We start from the raw sequence: 16,519 nt of genomic DNA, 5'->3' as shown, positions 1-16,519 counted from the left end.
TTGCATGTCGGCCTCCTCAGATCGCGCCGCCATTGGCACGGATGATTTGTCCGTTGACCCAGCCACTGTCCGGCCCGGCCAGGAAGGAAACCACGCCGGCAATGTCATCGGGCTGGCCGAGCCGGCCGAGCGGGATCATCTTGGCCGTAGCCTCGATCTGCGCCGGGCTCTTGCCGTCCATGAACAGCGCCGTCTCGACCGGGCCGGGCGCCACGGCATTGACCGTGACGCGGCGCCCGCCAAGCTCCTTGGCCAGGATATGCGTCATCGCCTCGACGGCCGCCTTGGTGGCGGCGTAGACGCCGTAGCCCGGCTGCAGGAAGCCGACGACGCTGCTGGAGAAATTGACGATGCGGCCACCGTCGCGAAGGCGTTTCGCGCCCTCGCGCATGCCCCGGAACACGCCGCCGAGATTGACCGCGATCTGCGCGTCGAAGGACGCATCGTCGGTCTGCGCGATCGGCGACAGCTTCATGATGCCGGCATTGTTGACCAGCATGTCGACGCCGCCGAACGCCTTTTCGCCGGCATCGAAAAGGGTGGCGATGCCGGTGGGGTCGGCGATGTCGGCCTGCACGGCGATCGCCTTGCCGCCTTCGGCTTCGATCGCGCCGACGACCGCTTCGGCCTCGGTGCGGCCCCGTGCATAGTTGACGACGACGGCGAAGCCGTCGCGGGCGAGCCGCTGCGCGATCGCCGCACCGATGCCCTTGGAAGCGCCGGTCACGATCGCGGTTCTGATTGGGTCGCCCGTCTTTGTCTGCTGGTTTGTCATGGGAGTCTCTCCGTGTTGCTGGTGACACGGATATAGATGCAGCCATCTTTTGGATAATCAGCCGTCACTTGACATCACTATTCGGAAACTGCGAACAAAGGCCATGGATCGCCTGGACACGATGCGGCTCTTCGTTCGCGTGCTCGAGCGGCGCAGTTTCACCGCTGCCGCCGCCGATCTCGGCCTGCCGCGCTCAACCGCGACGGAAGCGATCCGCCGGCTCGAGGAACATCTCGGCGCACGTCTGCTGGAGCGGACGACGCGGCAGGTGAACGCCACGCAGGACGGCGAGGCCTATTACCGGCGCTGCCTGTCGATCCTGGCCGAGATCGAGGACGCGGAAGCCGCCTTCCGCAAGGCCGAGCCCTTCGGCCTGCTGCGCATCGACGCCAGCACGCTGCTCACCCGCACCTTCCTGCTGCCGCGCCTGCCGGAGTTTCTTGCGCGCTACCCCCGCATCGACCTGCAGATCGGCCAGAGCGACCGGCTGGTCGACCTCGTGCGTGAGGGCGTCGATTGCGTCATCCGCGTCGGCGAGCCGCCCGACAGCGGCATGATCATGCGCCGGCTGGGGATGATCCGCGAGATGACCTGCGCCAGCCCCGCCTACCTCGAACGTTACGGCGTGCCCGCCTCCCCCGACGCGCTCGACGGCCATCAGGCCGTGGGCTTCGTCTCGTCGCGCACCGGCGAGGTGCTGCCCTTCGAATTCACCGTCAACGGCAAGACCCGCGAGATCAGGCTGCCGGGCCGCGTCGCCGCCAACAATTCCGACACCGCCGCCGATCTGGCGCGGCTCGGCCTCGGCCTCATCCAGGCGCCGCGCTATCGCTTCGAGAAGGACCTTGCCCAGGGCACGCTGGTCGAAGTGCTGGCCGACTGCCCGCCCTCGCCGACGCCGCTATCGGCGCTCTACCCGCAGAACCGCCAGCTCTCGCCGCGCCTGCGCGTCTTCCTCGATTGGGCCGCGCACATCTTCGCCGAGGCCAATCTGTAGGGATGCGGCCATCGGTCCGTGCCCATCATGGGTCTCTCGCCGCCATCGACCCCATCTCCGACGAAACCATAGGTCTTGAAGCAAAATAGCGGTATTCTGCGCGGGGTCTTGGGATAAGCGGATGGATTTCAGCACGGGTCATGGCTACCTCCTCATTGGCGGCCTCATCCTGGTCGGCACCGGGCTGCTGATCCTGTCGCTGATCGTCAATCTTGGCGTCGCCCACAGCGTGCGCAACGACGTGCGCCATCGCGAAAAGCTGCTCGAATATTATCGCAACATCTTCTCACAGCTGGGCGTGATCCTGATCGGCATCGGCGTGTCGCTGTTCATCTTCTTCTTCCAGCAAAACTATCAGGACCAGCGCCGGCGCGAGACCGAGCTGCAGCAGGTTCTCGCCAAACTCGCCGCGCGCATTGCCCGCGGCGCGCCGGTGATGCAGTCGCTGGAAGAATTCGACGAGTTGCTGGATGAAGGCGGACCCTATCTCAGCCCCCAGCTCGGCGGCAAGAACACCGCCGTCAGCCTCCACGGGACAGAGCTCGGCAAACAGGCGGCCAGGATCCTGCTGGTCGAGCGCGACGTCGATCTCGCGGACTTCGAGGTGCTGAACCTGTCGCGCGATTTCGAATCCTCTTTCGTCGTCAACGAGCTGGATTCCAGGCTGTGGTTCGACATCGTGCGCGACGAGAGCGAGATCAAATACGCCACCACCCAGCTCGCCCTCGACTACAAGGACCTGCGGGACACGATCGGCGGCGATCCGCCGGAGGCAGCGGTCGCCGACCCGGAAAAGGAGAGCCGGGTCAAGCGGGAGGTGCTCGACATCTTCTACGATGCCGATCTGCTGCGCCAGCGCTCCAGGCAGCATCTGGCCCGCGCCTGCTGGCTGTTCAGCCAAGGGCGCGGCTTCGTCGGCGCGGCCCCGGTCAATGCGATCGAGGCCGATGCCAGGTCGCATCAGGAATGGCTCGACGGGTCAAAACCGGTGTTGTCGCAGGCGAAGTCGGGCAGCGGCGACTGCTTCAAACTGCTCCGGTACGGCCAGGGGTCATGAGCCGGGAACGAGCGGCAAGGCCCGCTGCTCTGGTGACAAAGCCAATCACTTTCAAAGACCGCGCCGGATGCGGACTGTCCGTTCCGACGCCGCCAGTTACCCCAGTTCGTCGCTGAGCGCGCGCTCGTTGGGATCGATCGAACCCAAATTCTTGACGACCCGGAACCGACCGCCCTGCGCCTGCGCAATGTACATGTTCATGCGAACATGGTGCTGGCCGGGGACCATTTCGGCCGGGCCACCCGGTCCCTCGCTGATGCGGGCGTGATCGAGCGCCCGGATGACGGCGTCCCGCTCGGCACTGCCCGCTTCCTTCACCGCCGCTTCCCACATCTTGATCGCCCGGTAGTGCCCGGTGCATCCGCTGCCCGCGGTCAGGGTAGCGCCACCGGGGAACCGTTCACCGTAGCGGCGCAACAGCGCGCGACCGAACGGTTCGTCGAGTTCCTGGTAGTAGTCGAGGCAGCTGTAGAGGCCCTCGATCTGATCGGACGGCACCAGATTGAAGAAGTTCTCGTCGAAGTAGGTGCAGACGATCTTGCCGCCGCGTTTGCCGAAACCCGCCTTGTGCAACTCTTCGAGGAACGGCGTCAGGCCCGGCGGGACGATGGTGTTGAAAACCACGTCGGTGCCGCTCGCCATGATCTGCTGCACCGTCCGCCGGAAATCGACGGTGTCCAGCGGAAAATACTCCTCGCCGACGATCTCGCCGCCATTGGCGCGCACCGCCCGGCTCGCCGCCTTGTTCAGCAGATGGGGCCAGATGTAATCGGCCGACGGCAAATAGAACCGCTTCGCGCCGGTGCTGTTCATGAGCCATGGTATCAGCGGCTCGACCTGCTGGGCGGGCACGGGCCCGGTGCAGAAGATCAGGGGATCGTTTTCCTGTCCCTCATACTGCTCGGTGTAGATGTAGAGCGTCCTGCCCCGGGTGACCGCCTCGCTCTTGATGGCCAGGCGGGTCGAACTGTAGATGCCGCCGACGACCACGTCGACCTTGTCGACGTCGACCAGTTTCGCGGCCCTTGCCTTGGCAACGCTGTCCGTGGTCTCGCCATCCTCGATGACGAGTTCCACCGGCCGGCCGAGCAAGCCGCCTTTGGCGTTGATGTCGTCGACAAGCATGGTGGTGAGGTTCGCATTTGCGACGCCCATGAAAGACAATGGGCCGGTGAGTTCGGCGACAAGGCCGATCTTGATGGGTTTCGGATCCATTTGATTTCTCCAAATCTTGGGGTTCGTCGGGGGCGCGCCGCCTGGCGGCAGGCGGCGCCCGGTGCGGGACATCAGGCCTCGTAGTGGCCGAGCAGCAGTGCCGCCTGCGGCTTGCCGACATGGCCGGCTTCCTGCAGGATCGCTGGCACCTCCGGATCGGACACGAAATTCTTCCAGCCCTCGGCGTCCCAGTCGAAGATCGCCCAGACGCGGTCGGGCTCGCTGGGGTCGCGGAAGACGGTCGCGCCGTTCGAGCCGTGCAGCCGGCGCTTGTCGGCGCCCTTGGTCGAAAAGATACGGATGAAGTGATCGATATCAGCCACTTTGGTCGTTGCGAGCAGCATCTGATTTCCTCCTGTCGGTTGCGGCCGTCATTGGCCTGTCGACGGGATCACGATGCGCGCCCTGGAGTGGGCGCGCATGGGGTGGATTCCCTATGCCTGCGTTTCGCCTGGCCGGACAAGGCCGTGCTCGACCGCGTAGAGCGCGGCCGCGGCACGGGTGGTCACGCCGATCTTGGCATAGACGCTCTGGATATGGTGGTCCGCGGTCTTGGGCGAGATGTCGAGCTTTCGGGCCACTTCCTTCGCCGTAAGTCCGGCGGCGATCACGCGCAGCACCTCGACCTCGCGCGGCGTCATTCCGGCCAGCGCTCGCGGCACGGCCCGCCGCGATGGCTGCCCGGCAAAGGACAATACGGCCTCGGCGGCGTCGGGGCAGATACAGCCGTCACGCACGGCGGCGCGCAGCTGCGCCGCCGCCGCCTCGCTGGACAGCGCCTTGCGGTGCGGACGTTCCTCTCGCGACGTCTGGAAGGCTTCGGCGGCGGCCAGGATCCTTGCCGCCGGGGACAGGTCCGAGCCGCCGACCTTGCGGTGATAGCCCGAGCCGTCCAGGCGCTCGTGATGGCAAAGCACCAGCGCGGCCATCGCCTCGCCCTCGCGACCGAACGAGGCCAGGGCCCGCTCGCCGTAATAGGCGTGCAGCTGTGCCGCGTCGCGTTCGCGCACCGACAGCGGACCGTTGCGCATCCAGGTCGCCACCGGCACCACCAGTTCGCCAATGTCATGGATGCAGCCCGACCAGCGCAGCGCGCGAACATCAGGGTCGGGCAGCCCGATCCGCTTACCCGCACCCGCGGCCAGTTCCGACACCATCCTCGAATGGCCCTGCGTAAACGGCATGCGCATGTCGATCATGTCGGCTATGGCCAGGAACGCCTCGTCGCAAGCCCCCTCATCCAGCGTCACCGGCGGATCCGGCTCGAGCGCCAGGATGGTCTCGCGGTCGACCGTCGCGCCGATGCCCGCCATCAGGACCGCCGCGTTGGCCGAGACGAGCCGAGCCAGATCCGCTTCGTACGGACCGTCGCCGCGGCTGGCGACGGTTTCGGCCATCCCGTCGATGCCGACGGCATCGCTGAGCGCAATCGCATCCTGCGCCAATGTGATCAGGCGCACGGCGGGCAGGACATCCTCGCCACTCAGCCCGCGCGGCAGGCCCTTGCCGTCCCAGCGTTCGTAGATCTGCCCGAGATTGCGCCGGATCTCGTCGGACAGGCCGAGCCGCTCGCCGATCCGCTGCGCGACCTCGCAATGCGCGGTGAGCACCGGGCGCGCCACCGCGAGCGCCTGCGACATCGCGGCCTCGATCGCCCTGCCCTGCGCGTCAGGCTCGAGATCGTAGTAGAATCGCTTGAAGGCCTGCACGAAGACCCTGCCCAGTTCCGCTCGATTGCCCATGTCGAGACCGACAAGATCCTGGCGGAGCGCGATCTCGTCGCCGAACGTGGCCGACAGAAGGTCCGTGTCGGCATTGCAGCCGACATAGCGCAGCATCGACTGATGGTAGGCGCTGCGCCGAACCTCATCGGAAACACCTGCAAGCTCGGCGATCCGCATTGCAAGCACGCAGGATTTCAGCGCGAAGTCGCGAGAATGGCCCGTGGCGAGGTCCGAGGCATAGGCCAGGACCATCATGAAGTCCGCCCGGCGTATCGAGACAGCTGTCATCGCACACCCCCAGTGATCCCCATGCTAGCCCCCTGCACCGTCGATACCTAGGGGAAAAATCTCGAGCCGGATGCAGATCCTGCGAGAAACAGGGCGTCCTGTTTTGGGGGCCGCAAGCTGAACGTCCGCTTTTGGCTGTCGCGCTGCCCTTAAAGCTCCGAATATACATGCTTTGCCCCTGCACATGCTGCAGGGCCAGTAAGAACAGCAATGCGGACGACCGAGCATGAGGTCGACAGATTCCCGAATCCGGCTAGCCACCGTGGTGAAACGCGCTAGGCTGCTCCGATTAACGAAGCCAGGCTTGTTCTATGGAGCGCCGCCTTACCGCTATCCTTGCCGCCGACGTGGTCGGCTATTCTAGGCTGATGGGCGTCGACGAGGTCGGCACCCTGGCGGCGCTTAACGCCCATCGCAAGGAATTCCTCGACGGCAGCATTGCCGAGCATCGGGGGCGCGTCGTCAAGCTGATGGGCGACGGGATGCTTGTAGAATTCCCCAGCGTAGTCAATGCGGTGGCCTGCTCGGCAGCGATCCAACGCGGCATGGCCAGCCGCAACGAGGGCGAGCCGGGCGATCGCCGGATCGACTTCCGGATCGGGATCAACCTCGGCGACGTGATCGTCGAGGACGACGATATCTTCGGCGATGGAGTTAACGTCGCCGCTCGGCTTGAGAGCATGGCGGAGCCCGGCGGAATCGTAGTCTCGTCTTCGGTGCGCCATGAAGTCGGTGACCGTTTGGGTCTTGCGTTCGAGGATCTCGGCGAGCGGAAATTGAAAAACATCAAGCACCCGGTACGCGTGTTTCAGGTTAGATTGGAAGGGTCACTTCGCATCGAGCCGCGGGCGCTTGCCAGCCAGCGCGACCAGGCATCAGTTGCGGTCTTGCCATTTCAGAACATGAGCGGCGATGCGGAGCAGGAATATTTTGCAGATGGTGTCGTTGAAGACATAGTCACAGCGCTCGCTCACTTTCGCCACTTGCTGGTCATCGCCCGCAATTCGAGCTTTGCGTACAAAGGCCGCGCCGTTGACGTGAAGAAGGTTGGGCGCGAGCTGGGTGTTCGGTATGTGGTTGAGGGCAGCGTGCGCCGATCTGGCGAACGGCTGCGCATTTCAGCCCAGCTCATCGATTCCTCGACAGGGGCACATTTGTGGGCCGACCGTTTCGATGGCGCGCTGGCGGAGGTGTTCGATCTGCAGGACCAGATCACATCGAGCATCGTCGGGGCAATCGCGCCGAAAATGGAGCAGGCCGAGATCGAGCGCGCCAGACGCAAGCCGACGGAGAGCCTTGAAGCCTATGACTACTATCTACGCGGGCTTGCTACCTTCGACCGGACGATCACCAAGGCCGCTGGCGAGGAGGCGCTGCGGCTTTTCAATCAAGCGATCGCCCGCGACCCAGAGTTCGCACTCGCCCACGCCAGAGCCGCGCGATGCTATTCCACTCGGAAGAGCAATGGCTGGATGGTCGATCGCACGCAGGAAGTCGAGGAGGCGCTTGGATTTGCTTCTAGAGCGATCGACCTCGGTCGCGACGATGCCATTGCGCTTTCGTTTGGCGGCTACGTGCTTGGCTATGTCGGTGGCGACATTGAAGAGGCCGCGGCCCGCCTCGACGAAGCGCTTGCGCTCAACCCAAACCTGGCTCTGGCGTGGGGCTACAGCAGCTGGGTCAAGACGTGTTTGGGCCAACCGGACAAGGGAATTGAGCACGCCGCGCGCGCAATGCGCCTCAGTCCGCTCGATCTGCGAATTTACTCTTGGCAGTTCTGCACCGCGCTGGCCCACTTCTGTGCCGGCCACTACGACGACGCGTTGCTGTGGGCGGAGCGGGCGCTTCGACAGCAACCCAACTACGCAAGCGCGTTACGCGTTGCTGCCGCCAGCCACGCCCTAGCCGGGCGATCAGGTCAAGCGAAGGAGACGATCGAGCGCCATGCGAAGGTCGCTCCTGCGCTGCGGCTTGTAAATATTGCTGACGTGCTGCCGCCGTTCCGACGACCCGAAGACCGGAAAAAGTATGTCGAGGCTCTGAAGATGGCGGGAATGCCGCACTAGTAACTTCGTGCATTGCGCCTTTGAAGCCGAGAGCAGACGGTTCGGTTCTGGAAGAACGAGCAAGGCACCACTCCCTTGGTGACGCCATCTTGGCCGCGACGGCTGCTCGTTCAAACTTTTGTCCAGGAGCCTACTGTCGGGGGGCATCAGCGATGTCTGCTCACGGGCACCGGCAGAGTAGTCCTCTGTGGCTGACATCAGGCCCAAAGCGGATGTCGTTTTCGTAAAGTTCACCTCAGTAATGCGTCGTGAGAAAAATCCGATCGCTTGTCAGGCTGCTTCCAGCGCCGGCACTATCGCCCATCGCGATCGCCTTGCGGCGCAGTGAACCATCGCATCGTCCTTTGCGGCGATCCGACATCGGGCATCTGGAGCTGCGGCACAAGATCTGCGTCCCGGCGCGGCTTGTTGCCCCGTCCGCCCCTAGTCGCCCACGCGCCGCAGCGTGCCGAGATGATTGTCGTCGAGGAAGCCCATGGTCATGGCCGACGCCTTGCCGTCGGGGCCGACGACGAAGCTCACGCCGGTTGGCCTGTCCGGTGTCTCGGCATCGGGGAAGGTCAGGAAAAGATCGCCGTCGTAATGCGCCAGGGAATAGGACCGGGCGCCGGCCGGGCCGACCTTGAGCACGAGGTCGTCTCCCGCACTCGCCACGACAGCATCGCCGAAGAAGTCGTTGGCGTAGCGGCCTTCATAGGCACTCGCCGGCCGGGCCGGCCTTGCCGGAGATGGCGGCGCGGCATAGGTGGCCTTGGCCGCCGCGACCGCCGGGCCGAACATTCCGGCATAGATGCCGTCCCATGCCTTGACCCAGTCCTTCTGCACCGAACCGTCGAAGACGAGGTCGGCGAAACTGTCGGACAGCCCTTCCGGCACGCCGGTCGGAAAGGCGTTGGCGATGATGACGATGCCAAGCTTCTCCCGCGGGAAGATCGTCACCAGCGTGCGTGCGCCGACGCTGAAGGCACCGGCATGGCCCCAGCTCAGGCCATGCCGGCCGAATTCGACATTCCAGCCGAGGCCGTAGAAGGACGCGCCGCCGGAGACAGGGTTCTTGCCCCGCGTCATCAGCGGCACATGCGTCTGGTCCAGCGCGTCTGCTTCTATCAGCGTCTTGCCGGCATAGACCCCGTTGCCGAGGACAAGACGCACCCATTGCGAGAGATCGCGTGCGGTGGAGCTGACGCCGCCCGCGGGCGCCTGCGCATCGGGATTGCGCTCTAGCTTGGCGGCCCAGGCGCCATCGACCTTGATGTGCAGCGCGGCACGATCGGCGTGCTTGACGAAGTCCGAATGACGGGAACTGGTCGAGGCCATGCCAAGCGGACGGTAGAGCTTCTCCTCGGCGACCTCCTCCCAGGGCTTGCCTGTCGGCAGGGCGACCGCGACGGCGCCCTCGGTCAGTCCGAAATTGCTGTAGGAGTAGCCGGCACGGAAGCTGGACGACGGCGGCACGAACCGCAGGCGATGCAGGATCTCGGCCCGGTCGTAGCCTATGTCCTCGAGGTCGTCTCCGGCGGTGCCGGGCAGTCCGCTGCGGTGCGAAAACAGGTCACGGACGGTGAGTTGGCTGGTCGGATAGGGATCGGCCAGCCGGAAGGCCGGATCGAGGTCGGCGATCTTCGAATCCCAGGACACGATCCCGTCGCTGACCAGCGCCGCCACGACGGTTGCGGAGACCGGCTTGGAGAGGAGGCGATCTGGAACACCGTGTCGGCGTCGACCGCCTCCGGCTTGCCGGCCTCGCGGTGGCCGAAACCCTTCAGGAAGATCACCTCATCGTCGTGCACCACGCCGATGGCGAGACCGGGCACCCCACCGTCCGCGACGGCGCCTTGGGCGAGCGCTTCGAGCTTCGACAGGGCGACAGCGATGCGCTCCGGCGCAATGGTGTCGGCCGACGCGGCACGCGGCCAAAGCGCCAGTACGGCGATGCAGACCCAGATTCGCCAGAGGTTCCGTCCCAGCCGCACGTCCGACCCTCCTCTCCTGCATTCACCTGGCTATGATACAGGCCGGTGCAAACGAGGCCAATGCCTGCCGCCCCACGGTCCGCCTTCGTCGCAATCGACCATCACCACGATTTCAGGCAATCTGACGGATGAAGGCGCCATGGGGAGATGGAGCGCCGCCAGGGAGGACTGACATGACCGGCTTGCCACGCTACGAGGACGCCGTTGCGGCCTTTCGCATCGAGGATGAAATCGCCAGGCTTGACGGCGACCCGGCGACCGGCATCAACGCCTATGTCGAATGCTGCGGCCGCCATGCCGGTGAGAACCGGCTGGCGCTGCGCGCCATCTCGGCCGGCGGCGAACTGCGGCAGTTCAGTTTCGACGACCTCGCGGACATGTCGGGCCGCGTCGCCAACCTGCTCAAGGATGCAGGCGTCGGCCCCGGCGATGTCGTCGCCGGCATGCTGCCGCGCATTCCCGAACTCATCGCGCTCATCCTCGGCACCTGGCGCATCGGCGCCGTCTACCAGCCATTGTTCACCGCCTTCGGCCCGAAGGCCATCGAGCACCGCCTCGGCTACAGCGGCGCCAAGCTGGTGGTGACCAATCCGGCCAATCGCGGCAAGCTCGACGAGATCGAGACCTGCCCGCCGATCGCCACCCTTCTTGGTCCCGGCGATGCCTTGCCTCAAGGCGACATCGATTTCCGCGCCGCCCTTGCCTCTGCCTCCCCCGATTGCGAACCCGTCATGCGCAAGGGCGACGACCTGTTCATGATGATGTCGACCTCGGGCACGACGGGCCTGCCCAAGGGCGTGCCGGTGCCGCTCAGCGCGCTGCTGGCCTTCGGCGCCTATATGCGCGACGCGATTGGACTGCGCCCCGATGACGTCTTCTGGAACATCGCCGATCCCGGCTGGGCCTATGGCCTCTATTACGCCATCACAGGCCCGCTGCTGCTCGGCATCGCCACCACCTTCAACGAGGGCGCGTTCAACGTCAGGAACACCTATGATGTCATCGAGCGGCTCGGCGTCACCAGCCTTGCCGGCTCGCCCACCGCCTTCCGCCTGCTGCTCGCCGAAGGCCCTGAAGCCGCCGCCCGCATCAAGGGCCGGCTGCGCGTGGTGAGCAGCGCCGGCGAGCCGCTGAACCCGGAAGTGATCCGCTGGTTCGACGCCCATCTCGCCGTGCCCATCCATGACCATTACGGCCAGACCGAAAACGGCATGATGGTCAACAACCACCATGGGCTTTCGCATTCCGTGCGCGCGGGCTCGGCCGGCTTTGCCATGCCGGGCTATTGCATGGTGGTGCTGGACGACGAAGGCAACGAGCTCGGCCCCAACCAGCCCGGCATCCTCGCCGTCGACATCGCCAACTCGCCGCTGCGCTGGTTCGACGGCTACCACCAGGCCGAGACGCCGGCGATCGCGGGCGGCTACTACCGCACCGGCGACACGGTGGAATATGAGCCGGACGGCTCGGTGTCCTTCATCGGCCGCGCCGACGATGTCATCACCTCGTCGGGCTACCGCATCGGCCCGTTCGATGTCGAAAGCGCGCTCATCGAACATCCCGCGGTCAACGAGGCGGCGGTGGTCGGCGTGCCCGACCCGCAGCGTACCGAGATCGTCAAGGCCTTCGTCATCCTGGCGCCCGCCTACCAGGCCAGCCCTGACTTGGCCGAGGAACTGGCGCAACACGTCCGCAAGCGGCTCTCGGCCCACGCCTATCCGCGCGAGATCGATTTCGTTGCCGAATTGCCGAAGACGCCGAGCGGCAAGATCCAGCGGTTCCTGCTGCGGAAGGCAGAGGTGGAGAAGCGGAAGGGGTGAAGGGCCGCCTATGCCGGCTCAACTCGGGCGACGCCGGCGCAGCGGCGCGTGCCCTGTTGCAGATCGGTTCTACATTATCGCTATGACCCTGCCCGCCGCATCGAGGCGACAACCGACTTGCGCTTGCCGGACTTCGATGCCACCGCGTCCCGCATAGTCTATTCGCACCTGGATCGGCGCCGTCAGTGCACTTCCACGTCGACGCAAGGCACCTGCGCTCACCGCGCGGACCCGCACGGCGCCAAGCGGCCTGGCGGCGGACAGGATCGCCGCGCGGCAGGCTTGCACGACCGCGACCGGCGTGCCGGGTTTCGCTTTCAGTGCTTCCAGGGGTGCAAAGGGATATCCCCTGGCGAGGTCGCCCTGACCGGCTTTGGAAGGCCTGAGGACGGGCGGCAGGGCGATCGATGGCCTGGCGGTCTTGGCAATGACGGCGTTGGCAGTGGCGGTCTTGGCAGTGGCGGCCTTGGCAGCGGCCGTCGCGGCGGACCCAGTGCCTGTCGCGGCAGAACCACTGGCTGCCGTGGCGGCCGAACCACTGGAAGCGGACGCCGATCCGTTTCCGGCTGACGGATCGGCGCCCAGGCCGACACCTGTCGAGAGGCCCCCGCCTGTGGAGCCAACGTTGCCGCCGGCACTGACGCCTGCGCTGACTGATCCGCCGCCTGTGCCGACCGAAGCGCCGACATTTGCTCCACCGACACCACCGACGCTCGCGCCCACCCCTGCGGATGCGCCTTGCGAACCGGCGCTCACTCCAGCACCGAGCCCGAGACCGCCGACCTGACCGCCTAAACCTGCATCGAGGGCCGAGGCAGGCCCGATCGCGATGCCGATCGTCAACGCGGCCGCGACATATTTTTTCACTGTCATCCTCCCTGCGCCGTGCATTTCGCTCACCTGTCTTTCACTGCGAGAGTGGGCGGGTTGGCAGCAATGCGGGGGGAAGAGCCATCGTTGCCAGCAGGACAGCTTGTGCTGACCTTCGACCCTTCACCTTCCATTTTTTCGGCAAGCCCGGTTGATGGGCTGCGACCGGAGGCGAACTCGCGAGCGCGCTCTTGGAAACACCTGCCTTGGGCGCGCGCACCACTGCCGCGGTCCGACGTTTCTCCCTGATACTGTCGATTTTGGCGCTGTCGATTTCGTCGCGCGCGGCACTGAGGCTGCGGGCCAGGCCGTTGGCTCTTTCGCGCTCCTGGTCCAGCGCCGCGCTCAAATCCATCGAGCTCTGCTTCAAGGCGTCGCTTTGCTTGCGAGCAATGTCGAGGGCACGCATGGCTGAATCTGCTCGTTGACGTTCCAGTTCGAGCGCTTTGCGAGCCTGCTTCGCGGCGTCGTCGGCCTGTTGCCGGTCCTTCACCGCCTTGGCCTGCTCCGCGGCGGCCAGATTTGCGCCTGTCTTGAGCGCATCGATGGTGTGACGGGCCGTGGCGAGTTCCTGCTCTAGCAGCCCGACCTTATGGCGCTCCTCATCCAGCGCCTGCTTCGCGGCGTCGTCGGCCTGTTGCCGGCCCTTCACCGCCTTGGCCTGCTCCGCTACAGACAGATTTTCGCCTGCCTTGAGCGCATCGATGGTCTGACGGGCCGTGGCGAGTTCCTGTTCCAGCAGCCCGACCTTATGGCGCTCCTCATCCAGCGCCTGCGTCGCGGCGACCTGGGAGCCATCCACGGAGGGCGGCGCTTCAGGCATCGCGGCTTTCTTGCTATCCCAGAGACTGGCTTCCGCCCTGAAATTTTCGATGGCACGCTGCGCCGTCTCCAGATTGAGCGTGAGCGCTTCGTCCGTCCGCTGCTGCGCTTTCAGGGCCTGCGCTTGCCTGGCCAATTCAGCCCGTGCCGCGGCCAGTTCGCGGCGCAAGGCCGCCTGCTCATCATCGCCTTTGGCGATATCGGTGCGCTCCGAAACCGCGACCGGCGACCCGCCATTGGCTGCGGCGGTCGCGGACGCATCGGGCGCCAGCTGGCTATTTGCCGGAGATGCCAACAGCAGGATGAGGATTGACGAAACGACCGGCAGCATGGCGTTGCACCCGCTGCCAAATATCCCGTGAAGCACGATCGAAGGCCATCGTTCGGTAAAGGTGAAGTCAAAGCGCAGACATTTGGACCTGGTACCCTGCAAATGATTCATCACTTGACCTCACCTGGCGCGACCCTCACCGCGATCGTATTCTCCACTTAATTCGAGCTACGGCTGGATGCCGCGTCACCTGGACGCTACCTCCTATTGCCTTGCTTGTTGTCATTCGAACGAACGAAACCTTTGCCCCGCTCCTTGCTGGGGACGGCTCCGCGGCGCCGAGCATGCGCCGGCAGGCGCGCGGCCAGATTTCCGCGGCAGTGCCAATCTCATCGTTGGCGAACAGTGTCAGATCTTCACAAACCGATAGGCGAAGCGATCGGTCTCGCCCTTGATCGAGGGATCGAACACCTTGATCGAATGCGCATCGTCCTTGTTCGCCAGTATGGTGCTTTCGGCGTCTAGTACGAACCCGGCTGCCTCCACCTCCTCGCGGACGGATGCAGGTTCAATCCGATGCAGCGACTGGGCGTCGCTCGTGCCCGCCCCTGCGGCGGCGGCGTGGTCGACGATAACGTATGACCCACCGGGCTTCAGCCGCTCGTGGACGGCTCGATTGAAGTCGGCCGCCGTCGCGCCCTTCTTCTGAATCAGCGCGGTGTGGAGATCGTGGTAGAACAGGTGCAGCCACAGGACATCCGCGGGTTGCGTGGCCTGCGGCATCGCGACGAGGTCCGCCGAGACGGCTTCGACGTTCTCTCGGCCCGGTTCCTTCGCAAGCGTCCGCATGCGGCCGACCGGATCGTCCTTGAAGTCGGCGACTTCGGCCGGCACGAAGCTGTAGACCCGTCCTTCGGGTCCCACGACGTCGGAGAACAAGCGCGTCCAGTCGCCGTCGCCTGGGTAAACGTCAATGACAGTGGAGCCCGCGTCTATACGTGCGAACCGGATCAATTCGGATAGCTTGGATTGGTCGTACATCGGAGTCTCCTTTAGGTTGAGCATTCGACGAGTGCGAGGGGGCGATCCATGGCTGAGCCACCGTCAAAGCCGATGGCTGCAGCGGGCTTCTCAAGGCTCATGGGAATTTCTCAATTCCGCACGGATCGGATCGTACCCGATCCGTGCATCGTGGCCCTGCCGGTTGGCAGGTCAGTGTTCATCAGTCGAACTTGACCAGGTCCTTGAAGATCAGTTGACCCCAGCTGTTTCCGCGCGCCTGGACGAGCAGCCCACCTTCCGACAGCCCGCCAAGCTTGATCGGCGAGAAACCGAGATTTTCCGCAAGCGCACCAATCTCCGCCGCGGCGTCGTCATGGTCGCTCGCCAGGAACACGACCCTCCTGCCACCATGCACGGCCGGATCCTGATCAAGGACGGCAGCGACCAGATGGTTGAAGCCCTTGACCAGTTTTGCACCGGTGAAGGCCTGTGCGATGAACCTGGAAGAAGGCTGTCCCCCCAGTTTTTCAGGAGGCACGCCGTAAGCATTGGTCACATCGACGATGGTCTTCCCCTGCCAGGTGGCGAGCGCCTTCGCGACCTCAGGGTGCGACTCGAAACGGACAGCCAGAAAGATGATGTCCGCCTTGACCGCGTCGGCCAGCTTCTTGGGAATGATCGTGGGTCCGATCGCGGCCGCATCGGCTGCAAAGCTTTCCGGGTCGCGCGTGGTAGCAACGGACACGTCGATGCCCTTGCGGGCAAACGCCTTGGCCAATGCCTGGCCGATATTGCCGAATCCTATAATTGAATAGCTCATAATGCTTCTCCGATCTTGTTTTAACGCGGGGTCAGACCTGCGCCATGCCTCCGTCGACGGCGAGATCCACGCCGGTGATGAAAGAACTTTCATCGGAGGCGAGGAACGTGACGGCAGCCGCGATTTCCTCTGGTTTGCCCCTGCGACCCATTGGGATCTGTGAGGCAAACTGGGCGGCCGCTTGCTCGGCTTGCTCAGGGGTAAGGCCTGTCGTTGTCTCCAGCGCGGGGGTCTCGATTGCTCCGGGGCTCATCGTATTCACCCGGATCTTGCGGTCTTTCAGCTCCAGTGTCCAAGCGCGCGAGAAGTTGCGCACGGCCGCCTTACTCGCGGCGTATGTGCTAAACCCCGGCAATCCCAACACGTTCGAAACCGAAGAATTCAGGATGATCGAACCGCCGTCTTTGAAGAGGGGAAGGGCCTTCTGCACCGTGAAGAACAGCCCCTTCACGTTCACATCGAAGGTCTGATCGAAGTGGGCCTCAGTAGCGACCGCGAGCGGTGCGATTGTCCCCGCGCCCGCGTTCGCGAAGAGAACGTCGATGTGACCATGTTTCTCTTTCACGGTGGCATAGAGCCGGTCCAGATCCTCCAAGCGAGCCACGTCGCCCGTGACCGTCGTAATGTTACTCTTGATGACGGCTGCGGCCTCCTTCAGCTCTTTCTCTCGTCGCCCGGTGATGACGACGTGTGCACCTTCTTCCACGAAGCGCTTGGCGGTCGCCAAGCCAATCCCGCTGCTTCCGCCTGTGACGACTGCAACCTTGCCTTCGAGTTTTTTCATGATCTTTCACCTTTGGTTGTGTGTTCCGGTTTTTC

At 64.7% G+C, this 16,519-nt stretch carries 13 protein-coding genes and 1 pseudogene; 4 read left to right on the top strand and 10 right to left on the bottom strand.

The features are described from left to right. Positions 1 to 16: 16 nt before the first annotated feature. Positions 17 to 775, bottom strand: a complete 759-nt coding sequence (locus tag CK227_RS27640) for an SDR family oxidoreductase (RefSeq protein ID WP_095775127.1) — start codon at positions 773 to 775, stop codon at positions 17 to 19. Positions 776 to 878: 103 nt separating this feature from the next. Here CK227_RS27640 and CK227_RS27635 point away from each other — a divergent pair, with 103 nt between their 5' ends. Together CK227_RS27635 and CK227_RS27630 are read left to right on the top strand one after the other, a co-directional pair. After that, the gene (locus CK227_RS27635; protein WP_095775126.1) at positions 879 to 1,772 is read left to right on the top strand and encodes a LysR family transcriptional regulator; all 894 of its coding nucleotides are present in this window, start codon (positions 879 to 881) and stop codon (positions 1,770 to 1,772) included. Between the two features lie 121 nt (positions 1,773 to 1,893). Then, positions 1,894 to 2,829 (top strand): hypothetical protein, encoded by a 936-nt coding sequence (locus tag CK227_RS27630; RefSeq protein ID WP_095775125.1) that lies wholly within the window; start codon positions 1,894 to 1,896, stop codon positions 2,827 to 2,829. Between the two features lie 96 nt (positions 2,830 to 2,925). Here the strand turns inward: CK227_RS27630 and CK227_RS27625 are convergent, their stop codons facing one another. The 3 genes from CK227_RS27625 to CK227_RS27615 form a co-directional block, all read right to left on the bottom strand. Beyond that, positions 2,926 to 4,044, bottom strand: coding sequence for a substrate-binding protein (locus CK227_RS27625; RefSeq protein WP_095775124.1), 1,119 nt, complete (start codon positions 4,042 to 4,044; stop codon positions 2,926 to 2,928). Between the two features lie 71 nt (positions 4,045 to 4,115). After that, positions 4,116 to 4,388, bottom strand: a complete 273-nt coding sequence (locus CK227_RS27620) for a hypothetical protein (protein ID WP_010910579.1) — start codon at positions 4,386 to 4,388, stop codon at positions 4,116 to 4,118. 90 nt (positions 4,389 to 4,478) lie between these two features. Then, positions 4,479 to 6,056 carry an HD domain-containing phosphohydrolase gene (locus CK227_RS27615; protein ID WP_095775123.1) on the bottom strand — a complete coding sequence of 526 codons (1,578 nt, stop codon included), beginning with the start codon at positions 6,054 to 6,056 and terminating at the stop codon, positions 4,479 to 4,481. A gap of 311 nt (positions 6,057 to 6,367) precedes the next feature. Here CK227_RS27615 and CK227_RS27610 point away from each other — a divergent pair, with 311 nt between their 5' ends. After that, on the top strand, positions 6,368 to 8,122 hold the full coding sequence (locus tag CK227_RS27610; protein WP_095775122.1) for an adenylate/guanylate cyclase domain-containing protein: 1,755 nt from the start codon (positions 6,368 to 6,370) through the stop codon (positions 8,120 to 8,122). Positions 8,123 to 8,545: 423 nt separating this feature from the next. Here the strand turns inward: CK227_RS27610 and CK227_RS27605 are convergent. Further along, positions 8,546 to 10,095: pseudogene (locus CK227_RS27605) on the bottom strand (serine hydrolase). Between the two features lie 173 nt (positions 10,096 to 10,268). On the opposite strand from CK227_RS27605, the gene CK227_RS27600 reads away from it, so the two are divergent. After that, positions 10,269 to 11,915 carry an acyl-CoA synthetase gene (locus tag CK227_RS27600; RefSeq protein ID WP_095775121.1) on the top strand — a complete coding sequence of 549 codons (1,647 nt, stop codon included), beginning with the start codon at positions 10,269 to 10,271 and terminating at the stop codon, positions 11,913 to 11,915. Between the two features lie 69 nt (positions 11,916 to 11,984). Here CK227_RS27600 and CK227_RS27595 read toward each other — a convergent pair whose 3' ends face one another. From CK227_RS27595 to CK227_RS27575, 5 genes are all read right to left on the bottom strand, one after another. Next, positions 11,985 to 12,782, bottom strand: a complete 798-nt coding sequence (locus CK227_RS27595) for a hypothetical protein (RefSeq protein ID WP_245318288.1) — start codon at positions 12,780 to 12,782, stop codon at positions 11,985 to 11,987. A 40-nt stretch (positions 12,783 to 12,822) separates the two neighbouring features. After that, the gene (locus CK227_RS27590; RefSeq protein WP_143750538.1) at positions 12,823 to 14,049 is read right to left on the bottom strand and encodes a hypothetical protein; all 1,227 of its coding nucleotides are present in this window, start codon (positions 14,047 to 14,049) and stop codon (positions 12,823 to 12,825) included. Between the two features lie 237 nt (positions 14,050 to 14,286). Further along, complete coding sequence (locus CK227_RS27585; RefSeq protein ID WP_095775119.1) at positions 14,287 to 14,919, bottom strand: class I SAM-dependent methyltransferase; 633 nt, start codon at positions 14,917 to 14,919, stop codon at positions 14,287 to 14,289. Positions 14,920 to 15,100: 181 nt separating this feature from the next. Beyond that, on the bottom strand, positions 15,101 to 15,793 hold the full coding sequence (locus tag CK227_RS27580) for an NADPH-dependent F420 reductase (RefSeq protein WP_280951249.1): 693 nt from the start codon (positions 15,791 to 15,793) through the stop codon (positions 15,101 to 15,103). Continuing rightward, positions 15,732 to 16,484 carry a glucose 1-dehydrogenase gene (locus CK227_RS27575; protein WP_095775117.1) on the bottom strand — a complete coding sequence of 251 codons (753 nt, stop codon included), beginning with the start codon at positions 16,482 to 16,484 and terminating at the stop codon, positions 15,732 to 15,734. Before CK227_RS27575 ends, CK227_RS27580 begins: the two co-directional genes overlap by 62 nt. Between the last annotated feature and the right edge of the window lie 35 nt (positions 16,485 to 16,519).

The sequence above is a fragment of the Mesorhizobium sp. WSM4308 genome, from assembly GCF_002294905.1.
GTDB lineage: Bacteria > Pseudomonadota > Alphaproteobacteria > Rhizobiales > Rhizobiaceae > Mesorhizobium.
The sequence above is the reverse complement of the archived record's forward strand: the minus strand, read 5'-3'. Positions and strand labels throughout refer to the sequence as shown.